Origin of the sequence: Dactylosporangium sp. CS-033363 (genome assembly GCF_050942475.1) — a bacterium.
In the GTDB taxonomy this organism is placed as follows: domain Bacteria; phylum Actinomycetota; class Actinomycetes; order Mycobacteriales; family Micromonosporaceae; genus Dactylosporangium.
In genome coordinates, this window is the sequence record NZ_CP192032.1 from 7,161,441 (window position 1) to 7,187,442 (window position 26,002).

The 26,002-nt window shown below is 73.5% G+C and carries 31 protein-coding genes; 11 read left to right on the forward strand and 20 right to left on the reverse strand.

Going from position 1 to position 26,002, the window contains the following annotated elements; all coding sequences use genetic code 11:
* Positions 1 to 50 precede the first annotated feature (50 nt).
* Positions 51 to 611, reverse strand: coding sequence for a helix-turn-helix domain-containing protein (locus tag ACQPZ4_RS33065; protein ID WP_433044318.1), 561 nt, complete (start codon positions 609 to 611; stop codon positions 51 to 53).
* A gap of 66 nt (positions 612 to 677) precedes the next feature.
* Here ACQPZ4_RS33065 and ACQPZ4_RS33070 point away from each other — a divergent pair, with 66 nt between their 5' ends.
* Genes ACQPZ4_RS33070 through ACQPZ4_RS33080 form a run of 3 tightly spaced genes read left to right on the forward strand, consistent with a single transcriptional unit; the run spans position 678 to position 3,766 of the window.
* Positions 678 to 1,559, forward strand: coding sequence for an NAD(P)/FAD-dependent oxidoreductase (locus tag ACQPZ4_RS33070; RefSeq protein WP_433044321.1), 882 nt, complete (start codon positions 678 to 680; stop codon positions 1,557 to 1,559).
* 17 nt (positions 1,560 to 1,576) lie between these two features.
* On the forward strand, positions 1,577 to 2,551 hold the full coding sequence (locus ACQPZ4_RS33075) for a DNA polymerase domain-containing protein (protein WP_433044324.1): 975 nt from the start codon (positions 1,577 to 1,579) through the stop codon (positions 2,549 to 2,551).
* Positions 2,552 to 2,560: 9 nt separating this feature from the next.
* Positions 2,561 to 3,766 carry a sugar efflux transporter gene (locus tag ACQPZ4_RS33080; RefSeq protein ID WP_433044327.1) on the forward strand — a complete coding sequence of 402 codons (1,206 nt, stop codon included), beginning with the start codon at positions 2,561 to 2,563 and terminating at the stop codon, positions 3,764 to 3,766.
* Position 3,767: 1 nt separating this feature from the next.
* Here the strand turns inward: ACQPZ4_RS33080 and ACQPZ4_RS33085 are convergent, their stop codons facing one another.
* Positions 3,768 to 4,331: a CGNR zinc finger domain-containing protein gene (locus ACQPZ4_RS33085; protein ID WP_433044330.1), complete on the reverse strand. Its 564-nt coding sequence runs from the start codon at positions 4,329 to 4,331 to the stop codon at positions 3,768 to 3,770.
* A gap of 26 nt (positions 4,332 to 4,357) precedes the next feature.
* Positions 4,358 to 5,254 carry an alpha/beta fold hydrolase gene (locus tag ACQPZ4_RS33090; protein ID WP_433044333.1) on the reverse strand — a complete coding sequence of 299 codons (897 nt, stop codon included), beginning with the start codon at positions 5,252 to 5,254 and terminating at the stop codon, positions 4,358 to 4,360.
* Positions 5,255 to 5,290: 36 nt separating this feature from the next.
* Here ACQPZ4_RS33090 and ACQPZ4_RS33095 point away from each other — a divergent pair, with 36 nt between their 5' ends.
* Positions 5,291 to 5,818 carry a helix-turn-helix domain-containing protein gene (locus ACQPZ4_RS33095; protein ID WP_433044336.1) on the forward strand — a complete coding sequence of 176 codons (528 nt, stop codon included), beginning with the start codon at positions 5,291 to 5,293 and terminating at the stop codon, positions 5,816 to 5,818.
* Here the strand turns inward: ACQPZ4_RS33095 and ACQPZ4_RS33100 are convergent.
* The 6 genes from ACQPZ4_RS33100 to ACQPZ4_RS33125 all read right to left on the reverse strand — a co-directional run bounded on the left by ACQPZ4_RS33100 (position 5,774) and on the right by ACQPZ4_RS33125 (position 10,541).
* A complete protein-coding gene (locus tag ACQPZ4_RS33100) occupies positions 5,774 to 6,568 on the reverse strand; it encodes an ABC transporter ATP-binding protein (protein ID WP_433044343.1) in 795 nt (264 codons plus the stop codon). The two genes, ACQPZ4_RS33095 and ACQPZ4_RS33100, sit on opposite strands and share 45 nt — an antisense overlap.
* Positions 6,555 to 7,316, reverse strand: coding sequence for an ABC transporter permease (locus tag ACQPZ4_RS33105; protein ID WP_433044346.1), 762 nt, complete (start codon positions 7,314 to 7,316; stop codon positions 6,555 to 6,557). The genes ACQPZ4_RS33100 and ACQPZ4_RS33105 overlap by 14 nt, the downstream gene beginning before the upstream one ends.
* The gene (locus tag ACQPZ4_RS33110; RefSeq protein WP_433044349.1) at positions 7,313 to 8,080 is read right to left on the reverse strand and encodes an ABC transporter permease; all 768 of its coding nucleotides are present in this window, start codon (positions 8,078 to 8,080) and stop codon (positions 7,313 to 7,315) included. Before ACQPZ4_RS33110 ends, ACQPZ4_RS33105 begins: the two co-directional genes overlap by 4 nt.
* Positions 8,077 to 9,027 carry an ABC transporter substrate-binding protein gene (locus tag ACQPZ4_RS33115; RefSeq protein WP_433044352.1) on the reverse strand — a complete coding sequence of 317 codons (951 nt, stop codon included), beginning with the start codon at positions 9,025 to 9,027 and terminating at the stop codon, positions 8,077 to 8,079. Before ACQPZ4_RS33115 ends, ACQPZ4_RS33110 begins: the two co-directional genes overlap by 4 nt.
* Positions 9,028 to 9,129: 102 nt before the next feature.
* Positions 9,130 to 9,888 (reverse strand): DUF1932 domain-containing protein, encoded by a 759-nt coding sequence (locus tag ACQPZ4_RS33120; protein ID WP_433044355.1) that lies wholly within the window; start codon positions 9,886 to 9,888, stop codon positions 9,130 to 9,132.
* A complete protein-coding gene (locus ACQPZ4_RS33125) occupies positions 9,885 to 10,541 on the reverse strand; it encodes a GntR family transcriptional regulator (RefSeq protein WP_433044358.1) in 657 nt (218 codons plus the stop codon). Before ACQPZ4_RS33125 ends, ACQPZ4_RS33120 begins: the two co-directional genes overlap by 4 nt.
* Positions 10,542 to 10,657: 116 nt before the next feature.
* Here ACQPZ4_RS33125 and selD point away from each other — a divergent pair, with 116 nt between their 5' ends.
* The gene (gene selD, locus ACQPZ4_RS33130) at positions 10,658 to 11,668 is read left to right on the forward strand and encodes a selenide, water dikinase SelD (protein ID WP_433044361.1); all 1,011 of its coding nucleotides are present in this window, start codon (positions 10,658 to 10,660) and stop codon (positions 11,666 to 11,668) included.
* On the opposite strand, the gene nrfD is transcribed toward selD, so the two are convergent.
* The 3 genes from nrfD to fdh are packed head-to-tail and all read right to left on the reverse strand — an operon-like array spanning position 11,611 to position 16,591.
* Positions 11,611 to 12,594: an NrfD/PsrC family molybdoenzyme membrane anchor subunit gene (gene nrfD / locus ACQPZ4_RS33135; RefSeq protein ID WP_433044364.1), complete on the reverse strand. Its 984-nt coding sequence runs from the start codon at positions 12,592 to 12,594 to the stop codon at positions 11,611 to 11,613. The genes selD and nrfD overlap by 58 nt on opposite strands.
* Complete coding sequence (locus ACQPZ4_RS33140; protein WP_433066752.1) at positions 12,591 to 13,340, reverse strand: 4Fe-4S dicluster domain-containing protein; 750 nt, start codon at positions 13,338 to 13,340, stop codon at positions 12,591 to 12,593. The genes nrfD and ACQPZ4_RS33140 overlap by 4 nt, the downstream gene beginning before the upstream one ends.
* An 11-nt stretch (positions 13,341 to 13,351) precedes the next feature.
* Complete coding sequence (fdh, locus tag ACQPZ4_RS33145; RefSeq protein WP_433044367.1) at positions 13,352 to 16,591, reverse strand: formate dehydrogenase; 3,240 nt, start codon at positions 16,589 to 16,591, stop codon at positions 13,352 to 13,354.
* 46 nt (positions 16,592 to 16,637) lie between these two features.
* Between fdh and ACQPZ4_RS33150 the strand changes: the two genes are divergently transcribed.
* The 4 genes from ACQPZ4_RS33150 to ACQPZ4_RS33165 are packed head-to-tail and all read left to right on the forward strand — an operon-like array spanning position 16,638 to position 18,513.
* The gene (locus ACQPZ4_RS33150; RefSeq protein WP_433044369.1) at positions 16,638 to 17,066 is read left to right on the forward strand and encodes a hypothetical protein; all 429 of its coding nucleotides are present in this window, start codon (positions 16,638 to 16,640) and stop codon (positions 17,064 to 17,066) included.
* A 9-nt stretch (positions 17,067 to 17,075) separates the two neighbouring features.
* Positions 17,076 to 17,630 (forward strand): TetR/AcrR family transcriptional regulator, encoded by a 555-nt coding sequence (locus ACQPZ4_RS33155; protein WP_433044372.1) that lies wholly within the window; start codon positions 17,076 to 17,078, stop codon positions 17,628 to 17,630.
* A gap of 9 nt (positions 17,631 to 17,639) precedes the next feature.
* On the forward strand, positions 17,640 to 18,137 hold the full coding sequence (locus ACQPZ4_RS33160) for a metallophosphoesterase family protein (protein WP_433044375.1): 498 nt from the start codon (positions 17,640 to 17,642) through the stop codon (positions 18,135 to 18,137).
* Between the two features lie 10 nt (positions 18,138 to 18,147).
* On the forward strand, positions 18,148 to 18,513 hold the full coding sequence (locus ACQPZ4_RS33165; RefSeq protein ID WP_433044378.1) for a DUF4180 domain-containing protein: 366 nt from the start codon (positions 18,148 to 18,150) through the stop codon (positions 18,511 to 18,513).
* Positions 18,514 to 18,534: 21 nt separating this feature from the next.
* Here ACQPZ4_RS33165 and ACQPZ4_RS33170 read toward each other — a convergent pair whose 3' ends face one another.
* On the reverse strand, positions 18,535 to 19,683 hold the full coding sequence (locus tag ACQPZ4_RS33170; RefSeq protein WP_433044381.1) for an MFS transporter: 1,149 nt from the start codon (positions 19,681 to 19,683) through the stop codon (positions 18,535 to 18,537).
* 24 nt (positions 19,684 to 19,707) lie between these two features.
* Here ACQPZ4_RS33170 and ACQPZ4_RS33175 point away from each other — a divergent pair, with 24 nt between their 5' ends.
* The gene (locus ACQPZ4_RS33175) at positions 19,708 to 20,256 is read left to right on the forward strand and encodes an ArsR/SmtB family transcription factor (protein ID WP_433044384.1); all 549 of its coding nucleotides are present in this window, start codon (positions 19,708 to 19,710) and stop codon (positions 20,254 to 20,256) included.
* Here ACQPZ4_RS33175 and ACQPZ4_RS33180 read toward each other — a convergent pair.
* From ACQPZ4_RS33180 to ACQPZ4_RS33200, 5 genes are all read right to left on the reverse strand, one after another.
* Positions 20,201 to 20,845: a DUF998 domain-containing protein gene (locus ACQPZ4_RS33180; RefSeq protein WP_433044387.1), complete on the reverse strand. Its 645-nt coding sequence runs from the start codon at positions 20,843 to 20,845 to the stop codon at positions 20,201 to 20,203. The two genes, ACQPZ4_RS33175 and ACQPZ4_RS33180, sit on opposite strands and share 56 nt — an antisense overlap.
* Positions 20,846 to 20,885: 40 nt before the next feature.
* Entirely contained in the window at positions 20,886 to 21,407 is a 522-nt protein-coding gene (locus ACQPZ4_RS33185; RefSeq protein ID WP_433044390.1) for a GNAT family N-acetyltransferase, read from the reverse strand.
* A gap of 127 nt (positions 21,408 to 21,534) precedes the next feature.
* The gene (locus ACQPZ4_RS33190) at positions 21,535 to 22,200 is read right to left on the reverse strand and encodes a hypothetical protein (RefSeq protein WP_433044393.1); all 666 of its coding nucleotides are present in this window, start codon (positions 22,198 to 22,200) and stop codon (positions 21,535 to 21,537) included.
* 9 nt (positions 22,201 to 22,209) lie between these two features.
* Positions 22,210 to 22,620: a VOC family protein gene (locus tag ACQPZ4_RS33195; protein WP_433044396.1), complete on the reverse strand. Its 411-nt coding sequence runs from the start codon at positions 22,618 to 22,620 to the stop codon at positions 22,210 to 22,212.
* A gap of 66 nt (positions 22,621 to 22,686) precedes the next feature.
* Positions 22,687 to 23,118, reverse strand: coding sequence for a helix-turn-helix transcriptional regulator (locus ACQPZ4_RS33200; RefSeq protein ID WP_433044399.1), 432 nt, complete (start codon positions 23,116 to 23,118; stop codon positions 22,687 to 22,689).
* A 121-nt stretch (positions 23,119 to 23,239) separates the two neighbouring features.
* Between ACQPZ4_RS33200 and ACQPZ4_RS33205 the strand changes: the two genes are divergently transcribed.
* Entirely contained in the window at positions 23,240 to 24,151 is a 912-nt protein-coding gene (locus tag ACQPZ4_RS33205) for a polysaccharide deacetylase family protein (RefSeq protein ID WP_433044402.1), read from the forward strand.
* Here the strand turns inward: ACQPZ4_RS33205 and ACQPZ4_RS33210 are convergent.
* Both ACQPZ4_RS33210 and ACQPZ4_RS33215 read right to left on the reverse strand, forming a co-directional pair.
* Positions 24,148 to 24,822, reverse strand: coding sequence for a GntR family transcriptional regulator (locus tag ACQPZ4_RS33210; protein WP_433044405.1), 675 nt, complete (start codon positions 24,820 to 24,822; stop codon positions 24,148 to 24,150). The genes ACQPZ4_RS33205 and ACQPZ4_RS33210 overlap by 4 nt on opposite strands.
* Positions 24,823 to 24,845: 23 nt before the next feature.
* Positions 24,846 to 25,982: a sensor histidine kinase gene (locus tag ACQPZ4_RS33215; protein WP_433044408.1), complete on the reverse strand. Its 1,137-nt coding sequence runs from the start codon at positions 25,980 to 25,982 to the stop codon at positions 24,846 to 24,848.
* Positions 25,983 to 26,002: the final 20 nt, after the last annotated feature.

The window sequence follows — 26,002 nt, forward strand, 5'->3', positions numbered from 1 at the left end:
GTCCGCGGCTGTCGCGACCTTGCCAAGGAGCTGTGGGCGAGCTGTGAGGACTACCGGGAGCGGGCCCGGACGTGGACGCGTTCGCCCTGCGGGCCGAAGAGGCTCAGGACCTCGACCGCGTAGTCCGTCGGGTTGCCGAACCAGTGCGGGACGCGCGTGTCGAACTCGACCGCCTCGCCGGTCTGCAGCAGCATGTCGTGCTCGCCGAGGATGAAGCGGAGGCGGCCGGAGAGGACGTACAGCCACTCGTACCCCTCGTGCGTCTGCGGCTCCGGGACGGGGTCGGCCGGGGTACGCGGCGGGAAGATGAGCTTGAAGGCCATCGGGGCGCCGGGGCGCTGGGTCAGCGGGACGTGGGTCACGCCGTGGCGGATCACGGGCTTGGCGTGCACGCGCGGGTCGGCCGTGGGTTCGGCGCCGGCCAGGTAGTCCAGGGTCACGCCGTGGGCGCGGGCCAGCGGCAGCAGCAGCTCCAGGGTCGGGCGGCGGCCGCCGGACTCCAGGCGGGACAGGGTGCTCACCGAGATGCCGGTGTCGGCGGAGAGCGCGGTCAGGGTGACGCCGCGCTGCTCGCGGAGTTGGCGCAGGCGCGGGCCGACGTGGTCGTCCATGCTCCCAGTTTGCCATTTCGGCAAAGGGCTTTGCCAGAAGCGGCTGGGCGGGGCATGGTCGGAGGCATGAGTGAGCGGTACGACGTGATTGTCATCGGGGGCGGCGCGGCCGGGCTGAGCGGGGCGCTGACCCTGGCCCGGGCCCGGCGCAAGGTTCTGGTCATCGACGGCGGGCAGCCCCGCAACGCGCCCGCCGAGGGGGTGCACAACTACCTCGGGCGGGAGAACGTCGCGCCCCGCGAGCTGGTGCGGATCGGGCGGGAGGAGGCCGGCGGCTACGGGGCGCGGTTCGCGGACGGCGAGGTCGTCCGGGCGTACCGGGACGGCGACGATTTCACTGTCGAAACGCGGGACGGTGCTCACCGGGCGCGCCGGCTGCTGGTGACCACCGGCGTGGTCGACGCGCTGCCGGACATCCCGGGGCTGGCGGAGGGCTGGGGGCACTGGGTGCTGCACTGCCCGTACTGCCACGGCTGGGAGGTCCAGGACCAGCCCGTCGGCATCATCGCCACCAGTCCCCTGGCCGCGCACCCGGCGCTGCTGTGGACGCAGTGGACCGACGACCTGGTCCTGTTCACCAACGGGCAGGACGTCCCCGGCGTGCCCGCGAAGGTCAAGGTCGTCGACGGGCTGGTCGCGAGGGTGGAGGAACAGGGCGTACACCTGCAATCCGGCGAAGTCGTCCCCAGGAAAGCCCTGGTGGTGCAGACGACCCTCGCGGCCCGGATGGAAGCAGTACGAGACCTGGGCCTGGAGACGAGCGTCTTCGAGATGCAGGGCCTTCCCGTGGCGACCTACGTCGCGGCCGACCCGATGGGCAAGACCGCCGTGCCGGGCGTGTGGGTGGCCGGGAACCTCGCCGACCCCATGGGCCAGGTCATCGGGGCGGCCGCCGGCGGCATGAAGGCCGGGGCCGCGCTCAACATGGACCTGCTCATGGAGGCCTGAGCCGCTACGGTGTGACGGTGAGCACCGCCGAGGAACGCGACGGGGTCGCACTGACCAACCTCGACCAGCCGATCTTCGAGGGGGCCGGGGCGACCAAGCGCGACCTCGTCGACTACCTCGACGCCGTCCGGGAACGCATCCTGCCGGTACTGCACGATCGCCCCCTCTCCGTCGTGCGGATCATGCGCGGGCAGGAGTCGTTCATGCAGAAGAACGTGCCCAAGTACACGCCGGACTGGGTGCAGACGGTGCACATGTGGGCCGAGACGTCGAAGCGGGACGTGGCCTACGCGCTGTGCGAGGACCGCCGCACGCTGCTGTGGTTCGCCAACCAGCGGGCGGTGGAGTACCACCCGACGCTGGTGACCGCGGCCGACGGCGCGCACATGACGCACATGGTGCTCGACCTCGACCCACCGGAGGGCGGCGACTTCGGGCTGGTCGTGCGGGCCGCGATGCTGATCCGGGCGACGCTCGACGCGGCCGGGCTGGCGGGAGCCGTCAAGACCAGCGGCGCGAAGGGGCTGCACATCTTCGTGCCGATCCGGCCGGCGGCGATGGAGGACGTGGCCGCCGCGACCCGGGCCATCGCCGCGCGCGCCGAGCAGCTCGACCCGGTGCTGGCCACGACCGCGTTCATCCGCGAGGACCGGCACGGCAAGGTGTTCCTCGACGCGACCCGGGTGGGCGGGGCGACGACGGTGGTGTGCGCCTACAGCCCGCGCCTGCGCCCCGGCTGCCCGGTCTCGTTCCCGCTGGGCTGGGACGACCTCGACGGGGTCAGCCCGCGCGACTTCACGATCCGGACCGCGCCGGTACTGCTCGGCGACGCCGATCCGTGGGCCGCGCAGATGCCCGAGCCGCAGGCGATCCCGGCCGACCTGATCGCCGAGGGCCACACCATCCCGGTGGCCCGCGTCCAGGCCATGCACGAGGGCAAGCGGCGGGCCCGGGCCAAGCGCAAGGCGGAGGCCGAACCGAAGGTCGAGTAAGGTGCGGTCGTGGTTTCAGGCGTTAGTACCGAGGCACCGGCCAGCAGCAGCACCCAGCGCGCGCTGATTCCGCTCGGCGTCATCTTCTTCTTCGTCGGCATGTCGGTCGCGGTCGTCGGGCCGTTCCTGGCGCTGTTCCTGACCACCGAGGTGCACGCCAAGCCGGTCATGGTCAGCGCGTTCCTGGTCGCCGGGCCGGTCGCCTCGATGGTGTCCTCGACGCTGCTGGGCCGGCTCTCCGACCGGCGCCCGATCCGCCGCCGGCTGCTGCTCACCGCCGCCCTGGCCGGGTTCGCGGGGATGATCGCGACCGCGTTCATCCGGGAGTACTGGCTGCTGCTCGCCATCACCATGACGCTCACGGCCCTGAGCGGGGCGCTGTTCCCGCAGTCGTTCGCGTACGCCCGCGAGGTGCTCTCCCAGCGCGGCTCGACCCGCGCGGCGATGGCGATCAGCACGCTGCGCATGGTGTTCTCGGTCGCGTGGGTGGCCGGCCCGCCCGTGGCCGCGCTGCTGCTGCAGGTCGGCGGCTTCCGGACGCTGTACCTCACCTCCGCCGCCATGTACCTGCTCGGCGCCGTCGTGGTGTTCCTGCGCCTCGACGAGGTCTCGCCGCCGGCCCACGCCGAGCGGCCCGCGGCGCGCCGAGCGGGACTGATCGTCTGGGCGACGGTGGCCGCGTTCGCCGTCATGCAGGCCGCGGGCGTGCTGAACGTGCAGGCGATGTCGCTGTACCTGAGCCATGTCCTGCACGCGCAGCTGCGCGACGCGGGCCTGATCCTCGGCCTGTGCGCCGCCCTGGAGATCCCGCTGATGCTGGGCTTCGGCGCGCTGTCGACCCGCTATCCCCTGCGCCGCCTGATCATCCTCGGGGCCGGGGTCGGCGTCGTCTACTACGCGCTCGTCGCGCTGGTCACCCACAGCTGGCAGATCGCGGCGCTGCAGATCCTCAACGCGTCCTTCATCGCCGCCGTCCAAGGGCTCGGCATCTCGTACGTCCAGGAGCTCCTGCCCGGCGAGCCCGGCCGCGCGGCGACCCTGGCGGGCAACGCGTTCCCGATCGCCGCGCTGCTGGCCGGGCCGCTGCTCGGGGTCTCGGCCGACCTGGGCTACCGGTACGCGTACGTGTCCGCGGCGATCCTGTGCGCGCTCGGCTTCGTCCTGCTCGTCGCCACCGCCAGGCGCCACCCGGCCGCCCCGGTCCCCGCGGAGTAACTCAGACGGCGACCCGGCGGCGCTGCTTCTTGGCGCGGTTGCCGCAGCTCTCCATCGAGCACCAGCGCCGGCTCCCGGGCCGCGACAGGTCCAGGAACAGCGTGTTGCAGGCCGGGTCGGCGCACTCCCGGATGCGCTCCACCGCCGGGGACGTGACCAGGTCGAGCGCGTCCCGGGCGATGAGCGCGAGGGTGCCGGTGACGGCGTCGTTGGCGTACCACCGCAGCTCGCCCCCCTCCCCCAGGGCCGGGACCGGCACCGAGCGCGAGGCGGCCTGGTTGACCCGCTCGCGCGGCTCCTCGCCCGCGGCCGCCGCGCCGCCCTGAGTCCGGGCGGCGGCGACGAGCGCGAACACGGCCTCGCGCAGCTGCTGCGCGTCGCGGACGATCGGGGCGGGGACGACGCTGCCCGGCGCCGGCAGGACGGGCCCGCACAGGCCGACCCACGCGGCCAGCGACGGCCCGTCGGGCAGCTCCTCGATCGCGTGGTCGGTGCCGCGATGGCGCAGGGTGCGGGTGAAGTCGAGACAGAGGCGGCCGGTACCCAGGCGGAAGGGTTCTGCCATCCGGACACCCTAACCCGAACACCGGTTTAACCGGTACCCCGGACAGCCTCCAGGAGGTCGCGCAGCGCGGCGATGACCGGCCCGGGCTGCTGCACGTGGAGGTACTGATGCGAGGCCCCCGGCACGAAGCGCTGCTCGCCCCGCGGCACCGAGGCCGCGATCGCCGCGTGCAGGTCGCGCACCCCGGCGTGGGCGCGCGCGAGCAGCTCCGGCGGCATGTGCTGGACCCAGAACGGGTTCTCGTCGGCGGCCGTCAGCACGATCAGCGGCACGTCCGGCAGCGGCCCGCCCGCGGCCAGCTCGGCGTAGACCTCGTCCTCCAGGTTGCGCCCCTCGGCCAGGCCGGTGCGCCAGTGCTCGAGGCGGTGCTCCACGAGGGGCGAGCGGACGTCGTCGGGCCACTGGGCGTACAACTGCAGCAGGGCGGCGCGGGAAGCCTCCAGTTGCGCCGGGGTCAGCTCCGGCAGCGCGTCCCAGGTGGGCTTCATCGCCTCGTTGAGCGCGACCACCTCGGCCGGCATGAAGCGCAGGATGTCCTCGTGGCCGGGGTCGAGGAACAGCAGCCCGGCCACGTCGGCCGGGAACAGCTGGGCGAACCGGCGGGCATACACCGCGCCCATCGAGTGCCCGGCGAGCACGTAGGGCCCGGCCACGTCCGCGGCGCGCAGCACCGCGCGCAGCTCCCCGGCCACGGCGGCGGCGGTGCGGGGCAGCGCGATGTCGTCGCTCCAGCCGGTGCCGGCCCGGTCGTAGGCGACGGCCGTGGTCAGCTCGCCGAACGCCCGCAGCAGGTTGTCGTACTCCAGGCCGACCAGCCCCGCGCCCGGCAGCAGCACGACCGGCGGCGCGCCCGCCCCGGCCCGGTACACCGCGATCTTCCGCCCGCCCGCCTCGACGAGCGCTCCCCGTGGCATTGTTCTCATGGATGCGAACATTATCAGGTGTGCGAACATCAGCCAATGGACCCCGTCGAGCTTCTGCTCCACCCGGTGCGGCTGCGGATCGTGCACGCGCTCTCGGGCGGGCGCAGCCTGACCACGCAGCAGTTGTGCGAGCGGATCGCCGACGCCTCCAAGGCCACCGTGTACCGCCACGTCGCCCTGCTCGCCGACGCCGGCATCCTGGAGGAGGCGGGGCAGCAGCGGGTGCGCGGCTTCGTCGAGCGGCACTACCGGCTGCAGCCGGCGCGCGCGGCAGTCAGCGCCGAGCGCGCGGCCTCGGCGACGGTGGACGAGCACCGGCGGGCGTTCGCGGCGTCGATGGCGGCGCTGCTGGCCGAGTACCAGGCGTACCTCGACGACCCCGCCGCCGACCCGGCGCGCGACCAGGTCGGCTACCGCCAGCACGCGGTCTGGCTCACCGACGACGAGCGGGCGGCGCTGATCGAGGGCATGCGGGCCGGGATCGTGCCGCACATGGCGAACGGGCCCGGTCCGGGGCGGTCACAGTACCTGCTGAGCCCGATTCTGTTTCCCCTGCGCGAGTGAGCGGATCCGCCCGTAGATGTGCGTGCGCAGCTCGACGAAGCGCGGGTCGGCGCGGGTGGTGAGCTGGTCGCGCTCCGCCGGCAGGCCCACCGGGAGGTCCTCCAGCACGCGGGTCGGCGACGCCGAGAGGATCACCACGCGCTGACCCAGGTAGACCGACTCGTCGATGTCGTGGGTGACGAACAGCAGCGTCACGCCCGTCGCCCGCCACACCGAGCGGACCAGGTCCTCGAGGTCGGCGCGGGTCTGGGCGTCGACGGCGGCGAACGGCTCGTCCATGAGCAGCACCCGCGGCTGGAACGCGATGGCGCGGGCGATCGCGACCCGCTGCTGCATGCCGCCGGAGAGCTGCCACGGGTAGGCGCGGCCGGCGTCGGCCAGGCCCACCGCGTCCAGGGCGTCGGCCACGAGCCGACGCCGCTCGGCCTTCGGCAGGCGCTTGGCCTTGAGCGGCAGCTCCACGTTGTCGGCGACGCGCAGCCACGGCATGAGGCTGCGGCCGTACTCCTGGAAGACGATGGCCAGGCCGTCGGGCGGGCCGGTGACCTCGGCGCCGCCGACCCGGACCGAGCCGGACGTCGGCGCCAGCAGCCCGCCGAGGCAGCGCAGCAGCGTGGTCTTGCCGCAGCCGGACGGGCCGACGACGCACACGAACTCGCCGGCGCCGACGTGCAGCGTGATGCCGGCCAGGGCCTCGACCCGCCGGCCGTGCCCGTCGTAGGTCTTGGCGAGGGCCTCAACGTCGAGCAAGGGCGTTCCTCCCGTGGTACCAGTGCAGGATGCGCCGCTCGGCCAGCGCGAACAGCGCGGAGAGGGCCACCCCGAGCAGGCCGAGGACGAACACGCCGCTCCACATCTGCGGGATCTGGTACGTCCGCTGGAAGTCGATGATCACGTACCCGAGCCCGTTCGTGGTGCCGAGCAGCTCGCCGATGACCATCATGATGATCGCGATCGACAGCGCCTGGCGGGCCCCGACGACGATCTGCGGGCTGGCCGCGCGCAGCACGAACGCGCGCAGCCGCAGGCCGCCCCGGATGCGGTAGGTGCGGCAGGTGTCGGCGAGCACCTCGTCCGCGCCGCGCACGCCCTCGACGGTGTTGAGCAGGACCGGCCAGATCGCGCCGAAGACGATCACGAGGATCTTGGTGCGGTCGGTGAACCCGGCGAGCAGGATGAGCACGGGCACGAGCATCGGCGGCGGAACCGCCCGCAGGAACTCCAGCACCGGCTCGCTCACCGCCCGCAGGGTCCGGCTGCCGCCGATCGCCAGCCCGAGCGCGACGCCGAGGACGACCGCGAGGCCGTAGCCGGCGACCAGGCGCAGGACGCTCGGCAGCACGTCGGCGCGCAGGCGGTGCGGCGTCCACGTGTCCGGGAACGCGCGCACGATCGTCTCCAGGGGCGGCTGGTAGAAGTCGGTGCTGCCGGCGCTCGCGAACCACCAGGCGGCCAGCAGCACGATCGGCAGCGCCACGGCGAGCAGGAGCCGCTTCACAGGGCGACCTCCCGGCGTACCGACGGATGCCACGCCAGCACCGCCCGCTCGGCGCGCCGGGTGACCAGGTTCGCCGCCACGCCGAGCAGCCCGGCCACGATGACGAGCGCGTACATGACCGCCACCCCGTCGTCGCCGCTGTTGCGGGCCAGGGACAGCTGCTCGCCGAGCCCGTCGGTGCCGCCGATGAACAGCTCGCCGGTGACGGTGAGGACCAGCGCGACGGCCGTCGCCAGCCGGATCCCGGTCATGGCGTACGGCAGCGCCGTCGGCCACACCAGGTGCCTGGCCCGCTGCCAGCGGTTGAGCCGGTACGAGTCGGCGGTCTCGCGGGCCACCGGGTCGACGTCGGCCACGCCGTGCAGGACCTGGATGAGCACCTGCCAGAAGCTCGCGTAGACGACGAGCAGCAGGATCGAGCGCAGCGGGGCGCTGAACAGCACGACGGCCAGGGGCAGCAGCGCCACCGACGGGATGGGGCGCAGGAACTCGACGGTGGAGGCGGTCGCGGCCCGCAGGACCGGGACCGAGCCGATGCCGATGCCGAGCGCGATCCCGGCCACCACGGCGATCGCGAGGCCCAGGAACCAGATCTCGAGGGTGCCGGCGACCGCGCTCCAGAAGGCGGGGCGGGCGGCCTGCCGGGCGAGGGCGGTACACATGGCGCTGAACGGCGGGAAGTGCTGCCGCGGCACGAGTCCGAGCCGCGGCAGCACCTCCAGGAGGACGGCGAATCCCGCCAGACCCAGCGCGCCCTTGATCACGGCAGCAGCTTCGTCGTGTCGACCGGGGCGCTCAGCACGCCGTTGGTGACGAGCAGCTGGTTCATCTTGCCCACCGACGCCGTGTCGACGGTGGCGGCCCACTTCGGCAGCGTCATGGCGCCCGCCGCGTCGGCCTTGATCTGGGTGTACGTCGGGACGGTCTGCCGCACCGCGTCCGCGTGCCCGTCGGCGTAGGCCAGGGACTCCTGCATCGCCTCGGTGAACCGCTTGACGAGGTCCGGGTTCTGGGCGGTGAGCTGGGTCGAGGTGAAGTACGCGGCCACGCACAGCTTCGGGTCGACGTCCGCGTAGGCGCCGAGCGAGCGCCAGCCCTTCGCGAGGGCCGGGGCGAGGAACGGCTCGACGACGAACATCGCCTGCACCCGCCCGGCGTCCAGGGCCGCGCCCATGTCGGGGAACGCGAGCTCGACGAAGTTCACCTTCGCCGGGTCGCCGCCCGCCTTGCGCACGATCTCCTTGACCGACGTGTCGACGATGTTCTTCACGGTGTTCGTCGCGACCGTCTTGCCCTCCAGGTCCTTGGCCGTCCTGATGGCCGGGTCCTTGACGATCAGCTGGCCGAAGTCCTTGGCCGGGTCGCCGGTGGAGTTGACCCCGTTGGCGACCACCTTGATCGGGACCTTCTGCTGGCCGGCGACGAGCAGCGAGACGATGTTGCTGAAGCCGAACTGGTACTGCCCGGAGATGACGCCCGGCACGATCGCGGCGCCGCCCTGGGCCTGCTCCATGGTGAGGTCGATGTTGCGCTTGCTGAAGAAGCCCTGGGCCTTGCCGAGGTAGATGGGGGCGACGTCGACGATCGGGATGACGCCGACCTTCACCTTGTCCGGCGTGCCGGGCCGGCTCGTGGCCGGGGTGGCGTCCGAGCCGCAGGCGGTCAGGACCGCGAGCGCGGCGAGGACGGGGACGAGAACCTTGCTCCGCATGGACTTCCGCCTTTCGGAGGCGAACCTGGGCGGAACGGTAATCTCGCCGACCAGATCGTCGCCGGTTGGCGCGGAAAGCTTCCGGCCAGCGGGAACCGGGGTCTATGCCTCCAGGTCCTTGAGCCAGTCGCGGCTGGCCCGGGCGACGCGGGCCGGGACGCCGAGCCCGTCGAGGAGGTCGGCGGCGGCCTGCATCTCGTGGCCGCGGCGCACCGCGTGGGTGCGCGAGCCGGTCACGAGCCGGTCGAGGGTGGCGGCGTCGGCCTTGATCAGCTCGGCGGCGATGTTGCCGGCCAGCCAGTCGCGCAGGCCGGCCGCCTCGGCCGCTTCGAGGGCCTCGATCGCGGCGGCGGCCAGGCCCTTGTAGAACACGGAGCGCAGCAGCTTGCGGGTGGCGGCCAGGCCGACCGGCCCGTCGAGCACCTCGATCGGCGTGCCGAACGGCCCGAGCAGGTCCGCGAACCGCCGCCCGCCCGGCCCGCTGGCGGTCATCGCGGTGCCGAGCCCCTTCGGCGGCACCGGCGCCATGATCGCCACGTCGGCGACGACCGCCCGCGCGCCGGCGATCCGCTCGGCCGCCTCCTTGACGGCGGGGGCGGCGGTGTTGAGCTCGGCCCAGACGGTCCCGGGGGCGCAGCCGGGCAGCCCCTGTTCGAGCGCGTCGAGCGCGTCGGCGGCGCTGTTGACGCTGAGCACCAGGTCGGCGCCGGCGCAGGCCTCCGCGCCGGTTTTCCCCTGGTGTACTCCCTGTGGCGCGGCGACGCGCGGATCGTACCCGCGCACGGTCGCGCCGGCCGCGACCAGATCGGCCGCGAAGCGTCCGCCGGCCTCGCCCAGGCCGAGCACCGCGATCACGGTCATGGCAGCACCTCGTCCAGGGTTCGCAGGTGGTCGATGACGGACGCGATGTGCTCGCGCATCGCGGCCTCGGCGGCCTTGGGGTCGCGCCGGCGGATGGCCTCGACGATCCGCTCGTGCTGGGGCAGCGAGGTCTGCGGGCGGCCGGGGTGCAGCGAGAGCATGAACTGGTGGCGGACCAGCTGGCCGCGCAGGGTCGCGATGATGCCGTCGGCGGTGCGGTGCCCGGCGATCTCGCGGATGAGCGCGTGCAGGCGGTGGTTGAGGTCGCTGTACCGGTGGAACTCCCCCGCCCCGACCGCCCGGCGCATCAGCAGCGCCACCTCGTCGAGCTCGCTGGCCTGCCCGTCGCTGACCCGCACGGCGGCGCGGGCGGCGACCAGGCCCTCGAGGACCATCCGGACCTCGCTGATCTCGATCGCCTCCTCGATGGAGACCTTGCGGACGTGGGCGCCCTTGTTGCGGCGCATCTCGACCAGGCCGTCGCCGGCGAGCTCCTGCAGGGCGGCGCGGACGGTGAACCGGCTGGCCGCGAACCGCTCGCACAGCTGGGCCTCGACGAGGCGCTCGCCGGGCAGGTACTCGCCGCGCAGGATCGCCGCCCGCAACGCCTCGCGGGCGAGCGCCGCGGGGGCCGGCGGGGACAGCTCGGGCACGGCGGAAGTGTCGCAACGGCGGACGGGGATTGTCAACAATATCGGGTACCAAGGCGGAATCGCTGTTGGGGAAGGACACAGATCGTTGACAATCCCGGCCTCGGCGGGGGCATAGAGTGGTGGGCGTGACGCAGACGACGACGCGGCTCACCGGCTACGCCCATGGCGGCGGCTGTGCGTGCAAGATCCCGCCCGGCGAGCTGGAGGCGGTGGTCGCGGGCCTCATGGGCGGCGGCGCCCCGCAGGGCCCCGGCGAGCTGCTGGTCGGCCTCGACGACGGCGACGACGCGGCGGTCGTGACGATCGCGGACGGCACGGCGATCGTCGCCACCGCCGACTTCTTCACCCCGGTGGTCGACGACGCCTACGACTGGGGGCGGATCGCCGCTGCGAACGCGCTGTCCGACGTCTACGCGATGGGCGGGCGGCCGGTCGTCGCCGTCAACCTCCTCGCCTGGCCGCGCGACCTGCTGCCGATGGAGCTGGCGGCGGAGGTGCTGCGCGGCGGGCTCGACGTGGCCCGTGCGGCCGCGTGCCACGTCGCGGGCGGGCACTCGGTGGACGATCCGGAGCCGAAGTACGGGATGGCGGTCACCGGGCTCGCCGACCCTTCGCGCCTGCTGCGCAACGACGCCGGCGTGGCGGGGGTGCCGCTGACGCTGACCAAGCCGCTGGGGATCGGGGTGCTCAACAGCCGGCACAAGGCCACGGGCGAGCCGTTCCCGCACGCGGTGGCGGCGATGGCCACGCTCAACCGGGACGCCTCGGAGGCCGCCCTGGCCGCGGGGGCGACCTGCGCCACGGACGTGACGGGGTTCGGGCTGCTGGGCCACCTGCACAAGCTGGCCCGCGCCTCGGGCGTGACGGCGGTGATCGACTCGGCTGCGGTGCCGTACCTCGACGGGGCGCGGCAGGCCCTCGCGGACGGGTTCGTGAGCGGCGGGACGCGGCGCAACCTCGACTGGGTGCGGCCGCATCTCGACGCGGGTTCGGTCACCGAGGACGAGCTGCTGCTGCTCGCGGACGCGCAGACCTCGGGCGGGCTGCTGGTCGCCGGGGAGATCCCGGGCTACCCGGTCGTCGGTGAGCTGGTCCCGGCGGCCGGTCCGACGCTCCGCGTGCGCTGACCGGCGGCCTTCTGCGGTTCGACGACGTACTTCGGGTCGCGGGTCGACGCCACGCCCGCCTCGAAGATGCCGAAGCGGGTCGCGAGTGAGCCGGCGAGCAGCGCCGCGCCCGACAGCGCCGAGAGGAACCGGCTGCGGCGGCCCAGCAGCGCACCGGCCGCGCCCGCGAGGTTGAGCCGGCGGGCGGCGCGCAGGAGGCGGCCGGCCCTGCCCGTGCGGTACGGCTCGCTCAGCAGGCCCAGGCCGTGCTCGATGCGGTGGGTCGCGGCGAGTTCCAGGGCGACGCCGCCGACGGCGAGGGCCCGGGCCGGGCCGCCCTCGGACGGCGGGGCGGCGATGAGGCCGACGGCGGCGCCGGAGGCCAGGGCGCTGCCGGCGAACGCGAACGGGAGGTCGTCGCGGGCGGCGTGCCAGGACGGGGCGGCGGTGTCGGCGATCAGCACCGCCGTGTACGTGGCCAGGGCCGGCGCGAGGGCGGCCGCGCCGAGACCGGCCGCGCGTCCGGCGGCGCCGGCGAGGCCGCGCGGGCGGGCCTCGGTGACGGCGGCCAGGCCCGCGGCGCCGCCGATGGCGCTGAGGATCCAGGTGCCCATCGACATCGGCGAGGTCGGCTTGGCCACCCGCAGCATGTGGTGGAAGCGCTCGGGGCGGCCGAGGTCGTTGATCAGGAAGTACGTGCTCACGCCGAGGGCCCCCAGCGCGGCCAGGCGGGCCGCGCGGCGGGTCCTCGGGCGGCCGGTCAGGTCGGCGCCGGCCGCGAGCAGCGAGCTGCCGGCGGCGAGGCCACCCGTGAACAGGTACGCGGGGACGTCGTGGCGCCAGACGGGGGTCTTGACGATCTGCCGGCCGTAGTAGGAGCGGAAGTCGGCCCGCGGGACCTGGACGTCCTCGCCGCCGTGCTCGCGCTTCGGGCGCCGGTCGTTCACGGGCGGCGGCCCAGGAACGAGACGGCGACCGCCGCCGCCATGGTCAGCGCGGCCAGGCCGGCTTGCTTCCACATGCCTGGCAGGTTACGCGTGGTGGCGACCGGGGCGGGCGGCAGGCCGTACACCTCGGGCTCGTCCAGCAGCAGGAAGAACGCGCCCTGCCCGCCCACGCCGTCGGACGGGTCGTGGCCGTAGAGGCGGGCCTCCGGCTTGTCGAGGGCCTCGAGCCGGGCCTCGGCGCGCTCGCGGAGCTCGTCCAGCGGGCCGTACTGGATGGACTGGGTGGGGCAGGCGGTCGCGCAGGCCGGCATCAGGCCGTCGCCGATGCGGTCGTAGCACAGGGTGCACTTCCAGGCCCGGCCGTCGCCCTCGCGGCGGTCGATCACGCCGTACGGGCAGGCCGACACGCAGTACCCGCAGCCGTTGCAGATGTCGGACTGCACGATGACCGTCTCGAACTCGGTGTGCATGAGGGCGCCGGTCGGGCACACGTCGAGGCAGGCGGCGTGCGTGCAGTGCTTGCACACGTCCGACATCATCAGCCACCGCATGTCGCCGGAGTCGTCGGGCGCCGGCTGCTCGATGAACGCCACGTGCCGCCAGGAGTTCGCGTCGAGCTGCCCGGTGTTGTCGAAGGACTGGCCGAGCAGGTCGAGCCCGTCGGCGGGTACCGCGTTCCACTCCTTGCACGCCACCTCGCAGGCCTTGCAGCCGATGCAGACGCTGGTGTCGGTGAAGAAGCCCATGCGCTCGACGGTCACAGGCCCGCCCTCCGGTTGTAGTCCTCGACCAGGGCGCGCAGCGCGGGCCCGCGGGGGCGGCGGCCCGGCCGCACGTCGCAGGTGCCGACCTTGCTCTCCTGGATCAGCACGTTCGGGTCCAGCACGATGCCGATCAGGTCGTTCGCCGAGTCGCCGGTCGTCAGGCCCGAACCGCCCCAGTGGTACGGCAGCCACACCTGATGCACCGCCCGCCCGTCGATGCGCAGCGGGCGCAGCCGCGCGGTGACCATGACCCGCGCCTCGACCGCCGAGCGGCTGGTGATGACGTGCGCCCACCCCATGTGCTCCAGGCCGCGCTCGGCGGCCAGGGCCGGCGACACCTCCAGGAACATCGCGGGCTGCAGCTCGGCGAGGTAGTCCAGGGTGCGGCTCATCCCGCCGGCGGTGTGGTGCTCGGTGAGCCGGCTGGTGGTGAACACGAACGGGAAGACCTCGCTGCGCACCGGGTTCATCGGGTTCTCGGAGCGCTGGTAGCGCTTGCGGGTCGGGTTGGCCTGCTGCTTGTACAGCGGGTTCTCCACCGGCGACTCGCCCGGCTCGTAGTGCGTGGGCAGCGGCCCGTCGACGAGGCCGCTCGGCACGAACAGCCAGCCCTTGCCGTCGCCCTGCATGACGAACGGGTCGTCCCCGGCGATGCCGGCCGGGCCGGCGGTTCCGGGCTCAGGACGGTACGACGGCGGCTTGGTCTTCTCGAAGTCGGGGACGTCCGGGCCGGTCCACTCGCCCTTGGCCTCGTCCCAGGAGACGTAGGCCTTGCGCGCGCTCCAGGGGCGTCCCTGCGGGTCGGCGGAGGCGCGGTTGTAGAGCATGCGGCGGTTCATCGGCCAGGCCCAGCCCCACTCCAGGCCGATCGGGTCGTCCTTCGAGGCGGGTGTACGCCGCGCCGCCCCGTTGACGCCGCCCGCGAAGACGCCGGAGTAGATCCAGCACCCGCACGCGGTGGACCCGTCGTCCTTGAGGTCCATGAAGCCCGACACCACGTCGCCGGTGGACGTGTCGTAGCCGTTGATCTCCCGCAGTACCGACTCGGCCGAGGGCTCGTCGTGCGGACCGTGCGTGGGGTAGTCCCACGCCAGGTCGCGCACGGCCCGGTCGCGCTCCAGTGTGGACTCCGCCAGCCGGGACTTGACCATGCGCCCGAGGTGGTAGAAGAACCACAGCTCGGAGCGGCAGTCGCCCGGCGGGTCGACGGCCTTGTGCCGCCACTGCAGCAGCCGCTGGGTCTGGGTGAACGTGCCCTCCTTCTCCACGTGGGAGGCGGCGGGCAGCAGGAACACCTCGGTCTTGCACTCCTCGGTGACGATCTCGCCGGTCTCGATCTCGGGGGCGTCCCGCCAGAACGTGGCGCTCTCGATCTCGTACAGGTCGCGGACCACGAGCCAGTCCAGCTGGGCCATGCCGAGGCGCTGGGCGCGGCCGTGCGCGGAGCCGACGGCGGGGTTCTGGCCGAGCAGGAAGTACCCCTTGACCTTCCCGTCGAGCATGGACAGGACCTGCTGGTACGTGCCGTGGTCGCCGGTCATCCGGGGCAGGTACCCGTAGCCGTAGTCGTTCTGCGCCGTCGCCGCGTCGCCGAAGTACGCCTTGAGCAGGCTCACCGCGAACGCCCGCGCGTTGCCCCAGAAGCCCTTCTGGCCGGGGTGGCGGATCGCGTCGACCCACGCGTCGAACGTGTCGTGCTTGCCGGCGGTGGGCATCGGCAGGTACCCCGGCAGCAGGTTGAACAGGGTGGGGATGTCGGTCGAGCCCTGGATGCTGGCGTGCCCGCGCAGGGCCATGATGCCGCCGCCGGGCCGGCCCATGTTGCCCAGCAGGAGCTGGATGATCGCGCCGGTGCGGATGTACTGCACCCCGACCGAGTGCTGCGTCCAGCCCACCGAGTACACCAGCGCGGTCGTCCGCTCGCGGCCCGAGTTCTGCGTCCACGCCTCGCAGATGGCCGCGAAGTCCTCGGGCGCGATCCCGCACACGTCCCGCACGACCTCCGGGGTGTACCGCGCGAAGTGCCGCTTCAGGATCTGGTACACGCACCGCGGGTGCTGCAGCGTCTCGTCGCGCCGGGTCTCGGCCGGGATCGGCGGCCCGTGCGACTCGTGCTGCATCCCGCCCGCGGTCTCCCGGGTGGCTTGACCGTGCTCGGACGTGCGGGCATGGCCCTCGTAGCGCCAGGACGACGGGTCGTACGCCTGCTTGTCCGCGTCGAAGCCGGAGAACAGCCCCTCGAGGTCCTCGGTGTCGCGGAAGTCCTCGTTGATGATCGTGGCGGCGTTCGTGTACGCCACGACGTACTCCCGGAAGTCCAGCTCGTTGCTGAGGATGTGGTTGACCACACCCCCGAGCAGCGCGATGTCCGACCCGGCGCGGATCGGCACGAAGCGGTCGGCGACGGCGCTGGTGCGCGTGAACCGGGGGTCGATGTGGATGACCTTCGCCCCGCGGGCCTTGGCCTCCATCACCCACTGGAAGCCGACCGGGTGGGCCTCGGCCATGTTCGAGCCCTGGATCACGATGCAGTCAGCGTTGGCCAGGTCCTGCTGGAAGCCCGTGGCACCGCCGCGACCGAAACTGGTCCCCAGACCGGGGACGGTGGCGGAGTGTCAAATGCGGGCCTGGTTCTCGATCTGCAGCGCCCCGATCGCGGTGAACAGCTTCTTGATCAGGTAGTTCTCTTCGTTGTCCAGCGTCGCCCCGCCGAGGCTCGCGATGCCGAGCGTGCGGTTGAGCGGCCGGCCCTGCTCGTCGGCGTCCTGCCAGGTCTGCTCGCGCGCGGCCACCACCCGGTCGGCGATCATCTCCAGCGCCGTGCCGAGCTCGAGCTCCTCCCACTGCGTGCCGTAGGGCCGCCGGTACTTCACCTTCGTCGCCCGCAGCGGGCTGGTCACCAGGCTCTTGCTGGCCGAGCCCTTGGGGCACAGCCGCCCGCGCGAGATGGGGCTGTCCGGGTCGCCCTCGATCTGGATGACCTTGCCGTCCTTGACGAACACCTTCTGGCCGCAGCCGACGGCGCAGTAGGGGCAGACGGACCGGGCGACCGAGTCGGCCTGGGTGGTGCGGGCGGTGACGGCCTCGGTCCGCGCGGAGCGCACGGCCTCGGCGCGGCCCGTCGGGTCGGGCCCGGTGAGCTGCCGGTAGACCGGCCATCGCCGCAGCCATTCCACGCCCCCGACTCTATGCCACCGCCCCGGGTCTTGCGCACCTCCCCGAGCATGAGCCATAGTTTGTGTACGTCGTATGTTTACAACGTATATCGAGGAGCTGATCATGACCCTGATCGCTGTCGCCGTGCCCGTGGCCTGGCTGCTCTGGCTCGTCGTGACCGAGTGGGTGCCGATGTTCCCGCTCAACGACCTGCGGGCCGGCAACCGCCGCGACCGCGTCCTGGCCGCGTGCGTCAACTACCCGTTCCCGCTGCTCATCGCGGCCGGGGTGGCCCTGCACCGGCCGTGGTCCCTCGCCGTGGCGCTGGTGCTGTGCGCGCTGTGCGTCGCCGGGCACGTGCGCGCCTGGTGGGTGCCGTACTTCGGGCGGGCGACGCGGGGGCAGCGGGAGCAGTACCAGCGGGAGTACGCCCGCACGCTGAAGATCCTGCCGGCCGCGGGGCGCGCCGTCGTCATCGACGTGCAGCACATGGTCGTCGGGGTGCTGACCCTGGCCATGGCCGCCACCACGGCGCTCGCGGCGTTTCTCTAGGGTTGGACCGTGCCTGAACGCCGCCCCGGTCGTCCCCGCCAGCTGCATCCCGAGGACATCCTGGCCGCCGCGGTGTCGGTGATCGACGCCGAGGGCCTCGACGCGCTGACCATGCGGCGGCTGGGGGCGGCGCTGGGGGTGACGGCGATGTCGCTGTACCGCCACTTCGACAGCCGCGACGCCGTGCTCGCGGGCGTCGTGGACGCGCTGGCCGGGACCGTCGAGCTCGTGCCGCACCCGGGGTGGCCGGAGGCGCTGCGCGGCTTCGCCGAGGGGTACCGCGCGATGCTCCTGCGCCACCCCCGCGCGGTCGCCCTGCTGGCCACCCACCCGGTCGACGCCGAGCGCGGCCGGGCGCTGATCGCCCCGCTGCTGACGGCGTTCGCCGCGGACGGCATCGACGACGAGCGGGCCGTGACGATCGTGCAGTCGGTGGCGGTGTTCACCCTCGGCCACGCGCTCGCCCAGGTCGGCGGGGAACCCCCGGATCCCTCGACCGGACCGTACTACGACGCCTGGTTCGACGCCGGCCTGACCGCGCTCGTCCGCGGGTTCTCCTCGTAGCATCGGGTGATGCAGGTGCTGCTGATCGCCGACACGCACGTGCCCCTGCGCGCCCGGACCCTGCCGGCGCCGCTCTGGGCCGCGGTCGACGCGGCCGACGTGGTGATCCACGCCGGCGACTGGGCCGACGTGGCCCTGCTCGACGCGCTGGAGGAGCGGGCGGCGCGGCTCATCGGGGTGTACGGCAACAATGACGGCCCCGGCCTGCGCGCCCGCCTGCCCGAGGTGGCCGAGGCGGAGCTGGGCGGGGTGCGCCTCGCGGTGGTGCACGAGACCGGCGCGGCGAAGGGGCGCGAGGAGCGCTGCGCCGCCCGGTACCCGGACCGCGACCTGCTCGTCTTCGGCCACTCCCACATCCCGTGGGACACCGTCGCCCCGGGCGGGCTGCGGCTGCTCAACCCCGGCTCGCCGACGGACCGGCGGCGGGAGCCGTTCTGCACGTACATGACGGCGACCCTGGACGCCGGCGCGGTAAACGACGTGCAGCTGCACCGCCTGCGCCGGTAGCGTTCCCGGCGTGGATCAGGTGGAGGAGATCGGCGGCGTCCGGGCCTTGGTGCTGGCCGGGGACGGGCCGCGCTACGGGGCCGAGCTCGCCGCGACCGACCTCGTCGGCGACGCGTTCGGGCACGACGTCGACCTGGTCGTGGTACCCGCGGGGCGGCTCGCCGACGACTTCTGGGTGCTGCGGACCGGGGTGGCCGGGGAGATCCTGCAGAAGCTCGTGAACTACCGGCTGCGGCTGGCGGTGCTCGGCGACATCGCGGCGCAGGTCGCGGCGAGCGACGCGCTGCGAGACCTGGTCCGGGAGTCCAACCGGGGCCGGCACGCCTGGTTCCTGGCCGACCGGGCGGCCCTCGCCGACCGCCTCGCCGCCCAGTAGGGCGACCGCCGCGGCCACGGTCTACGCGGTGTGGTTCCTTCCCAGGAGCGCAACCGCCGCGGTACCGGCCAGGAGCGCGGCGGCCGCGGTCTGCACGCGGTAGTCCAAGGTCGCCACCGCGAACCCGCCCAGCAGCAGCGCCGGGCCGGTCGGGACGAACATCAGCGAGTTGGCCGTGGCGGCGGCCCGGCCCAGGCGCTCCTGCGGGACGATCCGCTGGACCGCCGTGATCGCCGCGACCAGCGGCGCCGGCAGCCCCAAGCCCATCAGCACGCAGCCGACCAGCACCAGCCACGTCCACGGCGAGGCGCGGCACAGCGCGCCGGCCGCGACCAGCCCCAGGCCCAACGAGGCGAAGCCGCCCTCCCCGAGGCGCCGCATCAGCGGGCCGGCGAGCAGGCCGCACGCCACCGACCCGAGTCCCTGGGCGGGCGTCAGCACCCCGGCGTAGGCGGGCGGCCGGTGCAGGGCGTCGAGCATTGCGTACGTCGCGCTGCTCGACCAGCTCGAAGCCACCATCGCCGCCGCCGCGGCCAGGATCAGCGCGCGCAGGGTGCGGTCGCGCAGCACCGGGACGGGCTTGTGCGAAGGAACCGCCCCGGCCGGCGCCGGCGGCACGCGGAGCAGCAGGAAGGCCGCGCCCGCCGCCGCGAAGGTCAGCGCGTTCAGCCAGGCCACCGCCGGGCCGCCCAGCCACGTGAACAGGCCCGCGCCGGCCGCGGGGGCGATGAGCTTCATGCCCTCGACGACGGTACGGACGAGGCCGTTGAAATCGCCGCGCAGGTCGGCCGGCACCACCGACGGCAGCAGCGCCGTCTCCGCCGCGGCGATCAGCACGCCGCCCGCACCGACCAGCGTGAGGGCCGCGAACAGCAGCCAGACGTGGCCCGAGGACACCGTGGCCATGACCGCGCCCAGGGCCAGGTTGACCAGCACGAGCAGGCGGCGCCGGTCGACCCGGTCGGCCACCCCGCCGAGCCACGGGCCGAGCAGCAGGGCCAGCCACATGCCGACGTTGACGATGCCGGCCAGGGCGTCGGAGCCGGTCCGCGTCTTCACCCAGATGCCCGCGGCCAGGGCCATCGCGGAGTCGCCGAAGCCCGAGACGAAGACGCCGCCCAGGTACAGCCGCGCGTTGCGGTCGGACAGGACCCGCGCGGTCGCCAGCATACCCCCAAGCATATACTTGGGGGTATGGCCGACGATGTCCTGCGCGCCCTCGCGCACCCCCTGCGGCTGCGGATGCTCAACCTCATGTGGCCGGGCCCGATGTCGGCCGCCGAGCTGGCCCGGGAGCTGGCCATCTCGCACGCCCTGGCCAGTCAGCACCTGCGGAGGCTCGCCGCCGCCGGGCTGGTCGAGCTGGCCGAGGAGCGGACCCTGCGCGGCGGCCACGAGCGGCGGTACCGCACGGTCCACGGCTCCCCGCTCTCCGACCAGCGCGACGGCACGGCGTTCCTGGCCGCGACGCTCGCGCACGGGCTGCGCGAACGGGCCGCCCGCCGCGACCCGGAGCACCCCGGGGTCACGACGGACGGCGAGTTGTGGGTGTCCGAGGAGGACTGGGAGCGGTACCGGACGGGGCTTCAGGCGCTGGGGGACGCGCTGCACGCCTCGGCCCGGCCGGCGCACACCCCGGGAACGGTGCCGGTCGCGGTGACGATGCACGCATTCCGGACAAAAGCGGCTAGCGACACGGCAGCGAGCGGTACAGCCGGATCGACACCACCGCGAGCCACGTGAAGATGACGAGCACTCCGGCGATGAAGCCGACGGTGAAGCCCGGCGCGCCGTTGCCCGAGGCGATCCCGGCGAACGCGAGCAGGAAGACCGTCCCCGACACGCGGGAGTAGAGCGCCAGGCCCGGCGACTGGTGGCGGGCCAGCACCCAGGCCGCCGCCGCCACGCACAGGAAGCCGATCGCGCCGGCCGCGAGGTGCCCGATCCCGTGCCAGCTGACGGTCCCCATCCCGTCCGGGGTACCGGCGGGGAACCCCAGCGCCGGATCGGCGCGCAGGACCCCGGCCGCGAGCATCGACGCCCCGAACACCCCGACCAGCCTGCCCGTCCACGGGCTCTGCGGTACGGCCCGGGAGAGCCCGACGGCCGCGGCCAGCACCATCAGCCCGGTCAGCAGGAAGTTCGTGATCTGGATCCAGCCGAGCGAGCCGTTGCTCAGCAGGCTCCACGAGTGCCGGGTCAGCTCGAAGCCGTCCCGGGTCAGCGCCTGAGCCAGGCTCACCACCACGTAGAAGGGCCCGGCGAGCACGCCGTAGCCGAGCAGCGAGCGGGTCACGCGGTTGGCGCGGATGTCAGCGGAAATCGTCGTCATACCCACACCTCGAACGGCCCGGCCCGGATCCGACATCGCCCTACCAGAAATCTCCGGCGCGGAAGTCGCAGGCCAGGACTCCGCCCGGCGGCAGGGCGGCGACGGGCAGGACATAGGTGCTGTCGTCGTCGTCCGGCGTCGCGACAAACCCCTTCATGCCGACCACCCCGGTCGTACCGCTCCAGCGCTGCCACCCCCGCCGCACGTACAACCCGGCGGCGGCCTCGGAGGCCGAGAGGGCGCCGATGTCGTACCCGGCTCGTATGATGCGTTCGGACTCGTCGAGGACGGCGGCGGCGTAGCCGAGGCGCTGGTGATCGGGGTGGACGGCGACCGCCTCGAGGTAGCCGGCCCGCAGCGGCAGCCCGTCGGCGAGCAGCGAGCGCTGCACGACCGCGGCGTGGGCGACGATCCGCCCGCCGGCCTCGGCCAGGACGTGCAGCCCGCCGAGCGCATGCGCCCAGTCGTGGTCGTCGAACCGCCCCGCGAACGCCGTGTCGAGCATCGCCCGCAGCTGCGCCCGCTCGCCCGCGCTCAGGTCAGCGGTGTGCACGGTCCTCATCGCGCCCCCGCCCGGCCCGGCCGCTCCACCACGGTTCTCATCGCCGCATCCTCGCCTTGCCGCGGTGCTCGCGCACGATCCACGCCGCATCCGGGTCGGCGGGAATCGCGCGCTCCACCCGCGGGCTTCACCGCATCCTCGCCTTGCCGCGGTTCTCGCGCACGATCCAGGCCACGTCCGGGTCGGTCGAGGCCGCGAGTCGCTCGAACACCGGCAGCCCGTTCGCCTTGTCCGCCGCGACGGCCACGCTCCAGGTGTAGCCGAGGGCCTTGCGCAGCGTCCGCACGTCCTCGTTGCGGCGCTCCGACGCGGGCCGGGCCGCCAGCGAAGCCGTCACCGCCGCGCACACGGCGACCGCCCGGGCCGCGGCCGGAGGGGTCTTGAGCAGCCGCGGCTCGCACAGGCCGGCGACCGCCGCCCGCTGCACGAGCGGGTGCGGGTCGCCGGCCCAGTCGTCGGCCAGGTCGAGCAGCCACGGCAGGTCGGCGTCGGCGCGGCGCTGCAGGGCCATGGCGACGCCCTCCCGCACCCGCCAGCGCGGGTCCGTCGCGTGCGCGCGCAGGAGCGCCGGGTCGGTCAGGGCGACGACCCCGCACAGCGCCAGGTACTCCTCGCCATACGTTCCGGCATCGTCGATCAGCGCCGCGGCCCGCTCCGGCGTGGCCACGTCCGCGACCGCCTGGGCGAGTTCCAGGTTGGCCCGCGGCCCCGGCAGCCCGCCGTGTTCGCGCAGGTAGGGGGCCCAGTCGTCGAGGGCACGCAGCACCGCCGCGTACTCCTGCCGGCGCCCCATGCGCAAACCCTAGCCGTACATCTTCGGCTCGACCATCACCAGCCAGTTGCCGCTGTTGTCGCGGAAGACGGCCTCGACGCCGTACGGGCGGTCCTCGGGCTCCTGCACGAACTCGACGCCCTTGGCCTTGAACTCGGCGGCGGTCTTGCGGCAGTCGTCGACCCGCAGGCCGAGGCCGCCCATGCCGCCCTTCTCCAGCTGGCGGCGCACGAACGCGGCCGCCTCGTCGTCCAGCGGCGGGCCCGGGACCATGAGCGTGATCTCCGGCTCCGGGTGGTCGGGGTGCTTGACGGTGACCCAGCGGAACTCACCCATCGTGACGTCCATGCTCGCCTCGAAGCCGAGCACATTGACGTAGAAGTCGCGGGCCTTGTCCTGGTCGAGCACGTACACGGTGACGAGGGAAACGTTCGTAATCATGCCGGCGACGCTACCGCCCGTGTTCGGGGGTGCCTTCTCCAGAATTGCGGGCCCCGGTCCGGATCGTCACCGCGGAGCGCCACGATCCGGACTGGGTGCAAAATTGCGAACCACGCCCGCCATGAACAGCCAGCACCCGGGCACGTGGGGCGCGCCGGCGACGGCCCAGCGGTTGCGGTACACGACGGGGCTCTCGCCGACCAGGCGCGTGAACTTGGCCGAGAACGAGCCCAGGCTCGTGAAGCCGACGGCCATGCACACCTCGGTGACCGTCAGGTTCGCCGAGCGCAGCAGGTCCTGGGCCCGCTCGATGCGCCGGCGGGTGAGATAGCGCATCGGCGTCTCGCCGTAGGTCGCCTCGAAACACCTGATGAAGTGGTACTTCGAGACGCCCGCCACGGCCGCCACCCCGCCGAGGTCCAGCGGCTCCGGGTAGTTGCGGTCGAGGTGATCCCGGGCACGGCGCAGATGGGGCAGCAGGTCCGCCGGCACGGTCACGCCCGTCACAGTACGCGACACGCCCGACAGGCGGGGTGACCTGCGGGGGGAGCCCGGATCGGCCGTTTTCGGGAGGCGCCGGGGGATGCGCCCGCCGCCGCTTCTCCGCTAGCGTGGCCGGGTGCTCGGCAACCAGAGATCTCGATACGTCTTCCCGGCCGCGGCCGCGGTCGTGCTGCTGGGAGTGCTGGTCGGCACCGTCGCGTGCGGCCCGCACAAGAGCGGCAACAGCGCCCAGCCCGGGGCGGCGGCGGGCGGCCACAGCAGCGTCGAGCCGACGCTGTCCGTTGAGCCTCCCGTGGTACCCACCGAGCCCGCATCACCCACGCCCAGCCCGACGAAGGCCAGGCCGACGCCGAGCAAGACCCCCGCGAAGACCGCCGAGGGCGGGTATGCGATCCGCCCGCCCGGCACCGGCCATGGCCCGGCCAGCTCGGCGTCGCGCACGGGCGGCACCACGGTCGCGCTGACCTTCGACGACGGCCCCGACCCGGTCAACACGCCGGCGATCCTGCAGGTGCTGCGCGAGAACGGGGTCAAGGCCACGTTCTGCATGGTCGGCTTCCGGGTCCGCGACCACCCGGAGCTGGTCCGCCAGATCTACGCCGACGGCCACACCCTGTGCAACCACTCGTGGCAGCACCTGATCGACCTGGCCAAGCGCGACCCGTCGTACATCGACTGGGACCTGCGCAAGACCAACGAGGCGATCCGCGCCGCGGTCGGCGCCGACGCCCCGATCAAGTACTTCCGCGCCCCGGGCGGCAACTTCACCCCGGACCTGGTGGCCAAGGCCAAGTCGCTGGGCATGTCCTCGATCTACTGGGACGTCGACCCGCAGGACTGGAACCACAAACCCGACTCCAACGACCAGGCCCACATCCAGCGCGTCATCAGTCAGATCAAGTCCCACGTCCGCCAGGGCTCGATCATCCTGTCCCACGACAACGCCCAGCCGGACACGATCGTGGCGTACCGCCAGCTCATCCCGTGGATGAAGCGCTACTACGCCCTGGAGCGCCTGCCGGTCTAGGCCCCGTCCTGGTTGCTCAGGGCGTCGATCGAGCGCAGGGCCTCGAGCACCGACGCGATGTGCTCGCGCATGGCGTCCTCGGCGGCCTTGGGGTCGCGGTCGCGGATCGCCGCGATCACCGCCTCGTGCTGCGGCAGCGACGTCTGCGGGCGGCCCGGCAGCAGCGAGAGCATGAACTGGTGGCGGACCAGCTGGCCGCGCAGCGTCTCGATGATCCCGTCGGCGGTGCGGTGGCCGGCGATCTCGCGAATGAGCGCGTGCAGGCGGTGGTTCAGGTCGCTGTACCGCCGGTACTCCCCCGCCGTCACCGCCCGCCGCATGAGCAGGCCGATCTCGTCGAGCTCGGTGGCCTGGTCGGCGGAGACGCGCTCGGCGGCGCGGGCGGCGACGAGGCCCTCGAGGACCATCCGGACCTCGGTGATCTCGATCGCCTCCTCCAGGGAGACCTTGCGGACCTGGGCGCCGCGGTTGCGCTGGATCTCGACCAGGCCCTCGGCGGCCAGGTCCTGCAGGGCGATGCGCACGTTGAAGCGGCTGGCGGCCAGGCGGTCGCTGAGCTGGGCCTCGACCAGGCGCTCGCCCGGCAGGTACTGCCCGGCCAGGATCGCCTCCCGCAGCGCGTCGCGCGCCGCGGCCGACCCGGCCCGGTCCGGTTCCTCGCGCGCCGCCACGCCAAGGACCCTATCGCCTGCCGTCAGGCGGACGCGGCGCGCAGGAGGAAGCCGCCGCCGTCGCGGCGGCCGACGGTCAGGGCGCAGCCGGCCGCGTCGAGGCGCTCGCGCAGGCCGCCCAGGCCGTGCCCGCCGGTTCCCTCCGCAGCCGGCTCCTCCGGCATGGCCTGCGGTCCGCGGCCGTCGTCGCTGATCTCGACGGCGCCGCGGTCCAGGCGGATCCAGCAGTGCTTGGCCTCGCTGTGCCGCACGACGTTGGTGACGCCCTCGCGCACGACCCACGCGAACAGCTCCTGCCGCTCCGGGTCGACCGCCTCCCCGGTGACCGGGACGTCGGCCTCGATCCCGGCCGCGTCGAGGGCGCTGCGGGCCGAGGCGAGCTCGGTGGCCAGGGACATCTCGCGGTACCCGGCGACGGCCGCCCGCACGTCGGTCAGCGCCTCGCGGACCAGCCGCTGGATGTCGGCCAGCTCGGCCTCGGCGCGCTCCGGGGCGAGCTGGACCAGCCGCGCCGCCAGCTCGCTCTTGACCGACACGATGGTGAGCGAGTGGCCGAGCAGGTCGTGCATGTCGCGGGCGAACCGGTTGCGCTCGGCCGCGATGGCCAGCCTCGTGATCTCCCCGCGGGCCTCGGCGAGCTGGGCGTTGCGCTGCACGACGCGGGTCACGCCCCACACGGCGAGGGCCGCGACCATGACCGCGAAGAGCAGGTCGATGGTGCCGTCCCAGCCCGGCACGATCTTCGGCAGGAAGCCGGCGGTCAGGGCCGAGGCGAACACGATGCTCCACGCGGCCCGCGGGGGGTAGGTGAAGACCGCGGTGACGCCGATGTACACGAGGGTGGTGAGCCCGGACTCGCCGACCACCAGGGTCAGCACGGCGGCGGTGGCCACCAGCCCGGCGAGGCGGACGGCGGACGCGGTCCGGGAGGGTTCCCGGCCGGCGAACCGGTAGTGCCGGCGGACGACGACGAAGCCGCTCAGGTAGATGGCGCAGAAGCCCAGCGCGGCGGCCATCCCGAGGATCCGTTCCCAGACCTCGGGGCGGTGCCAGGCGTCGAGGATCGGGCCGGCCATGTAGAACAGCCAGACCGCCGCCCAGAGCCAGAAGAACCTTCCGGCTCCCGGCCCCGGGCGGAGGTCGGGCTGTGCTTTCGGCATGGCGAACACGGTAGCCGCTC

Excerpts from the sequence above, each read along its gene's own strand:
- ACQPZ4_RS33065 (WP_433044318.1), bottom strand. The coding sequence starts at position 611 with ATGGACGACCACGTCGGCCCGCGCCTGCGCCAACTCCGCGAGCAGCGC.
- ACQPZ4_RS33070 (WP_433044321.1), top strand. The coding sequence starts at position 678 with ATGAGTGAGCGGTACGACGTGATTGTCATCGGGGGCGGCGCGGCCGGG.
- ACQPZ4_RS33085 (WP_433044330.1), bottom strand. The coding sequence starts at position 4,331 with ATGGCAGAACCCTTCCGCCTGGGTACCGGCCGCCTCTGTCTCGACTTC.
- ACQPZ4_RS33090 (WP_433044333.1), bottom strand. The coding sequence starts at position 5,254 with ATGAGAACAATGCCACGGGGAGCGCTCGTCGAGGCGGGCGGGCGGAAG.
- ACQPZ4_RS33095 (WP_433044336.1), top strand. The coding sequence starts at position 5,291 with ATGGACCCCGTCGAGCTTCTGCTCCACCCGGTGCGGCTGCGGATCGTG.
- ACQPZ4_RS33115 (WP_433044352.1), bottom strand. The coding sequence starts at position 9,027 with ATGCGGAGCAAGGTTCTCGTCCCCGTCCTCGCCGCGCTCGCGGTCCTG.
- ACQPZ4_RS33120 (WP_433044355.1), bottom strand. The coding sequence starts at position 9,888 with ATGACCGTGATCGCGGTGCTCGGCCTGGGCGAGGCCGGCGGACGCTTC.
- ACQPZ4_RS33140 (WP_433066752.1), bottom strand. The coding sequence starts at position 13,340 with ATGGGCTTCTTCACCGACACCAGCGTCTGCATCGGCTGCAAGGCCTGC.
- ACQPZ4_RS33150 (WP_433044369.1), top strand. The coding sequence starts at position 16,638 with ATGACCCTGATCGCTGTCGCCGTGCCCGTGGCCTGGCTGCTCTGGCTC.
- ACQPZ4_RS33160 (WP_433044375.1), top strand. The coding sequence starts at position 17,640 with ATGCAGGTGCTGCTGATCGCCGACACGCACGTGCCCCTGCGCGCCCGG.
- ACQPZ4_RS33170 (WP_433044381.1), bottom strand. The coding sequence starts at position 19,683 with ATGCTGGCGACCGCGCGGGTCCTGTCCGACCGCAACGCGCGGCTGTAC.
- ACQPZ4_RS33175 (WP_433044384.1), top strand. The coding sequence starts at position 19,708 with ATGGCCGACGATGTCCTGCGCGCCCTCGCGCACCCCCTGCGGCTGCGG.
- ACQPZ4_RS33180 (WP_433044387.1), bottom strand. The coding sequence starts at position 20,845 with ATGACGACGATTTCCGCTGACATCCGCGCCAACCGCGTGACCCGCTCG.
- ACQPZ4_RS33185 (WP_433044390.1), bottom strand. The coding sequence starts at position 21,407 with ATGAGGACCGTGCACACCGCTGACCTGAGCGCGGGCGAGCGGGCGCAG.
- ACQPZ4_RS33190 (WP_433044393.1), bottom strand. The coding sequence starts at position 22,200 with ATGGGGCGCCGGCAGGAGTACGCGGCGGTGCTGCGTGCCCTCGACGAC.
- ACQPZ4_RS33195 (WP_433044396.1), bottom strand. The coding sequence starts at position 22,620 with ATGATTACGAACGTTTCCCTCGTCACCGTGTACGTGCTCGACCAGGAC.
- ACQPZ4_RS33215 (WP_433044408.1), bottom strand. The coding sequence starts at position 25,982 with ATGCCGAAAGCACAGCCCGACCTCCGCCCGGGGCCGGGAGCCGGAAGG.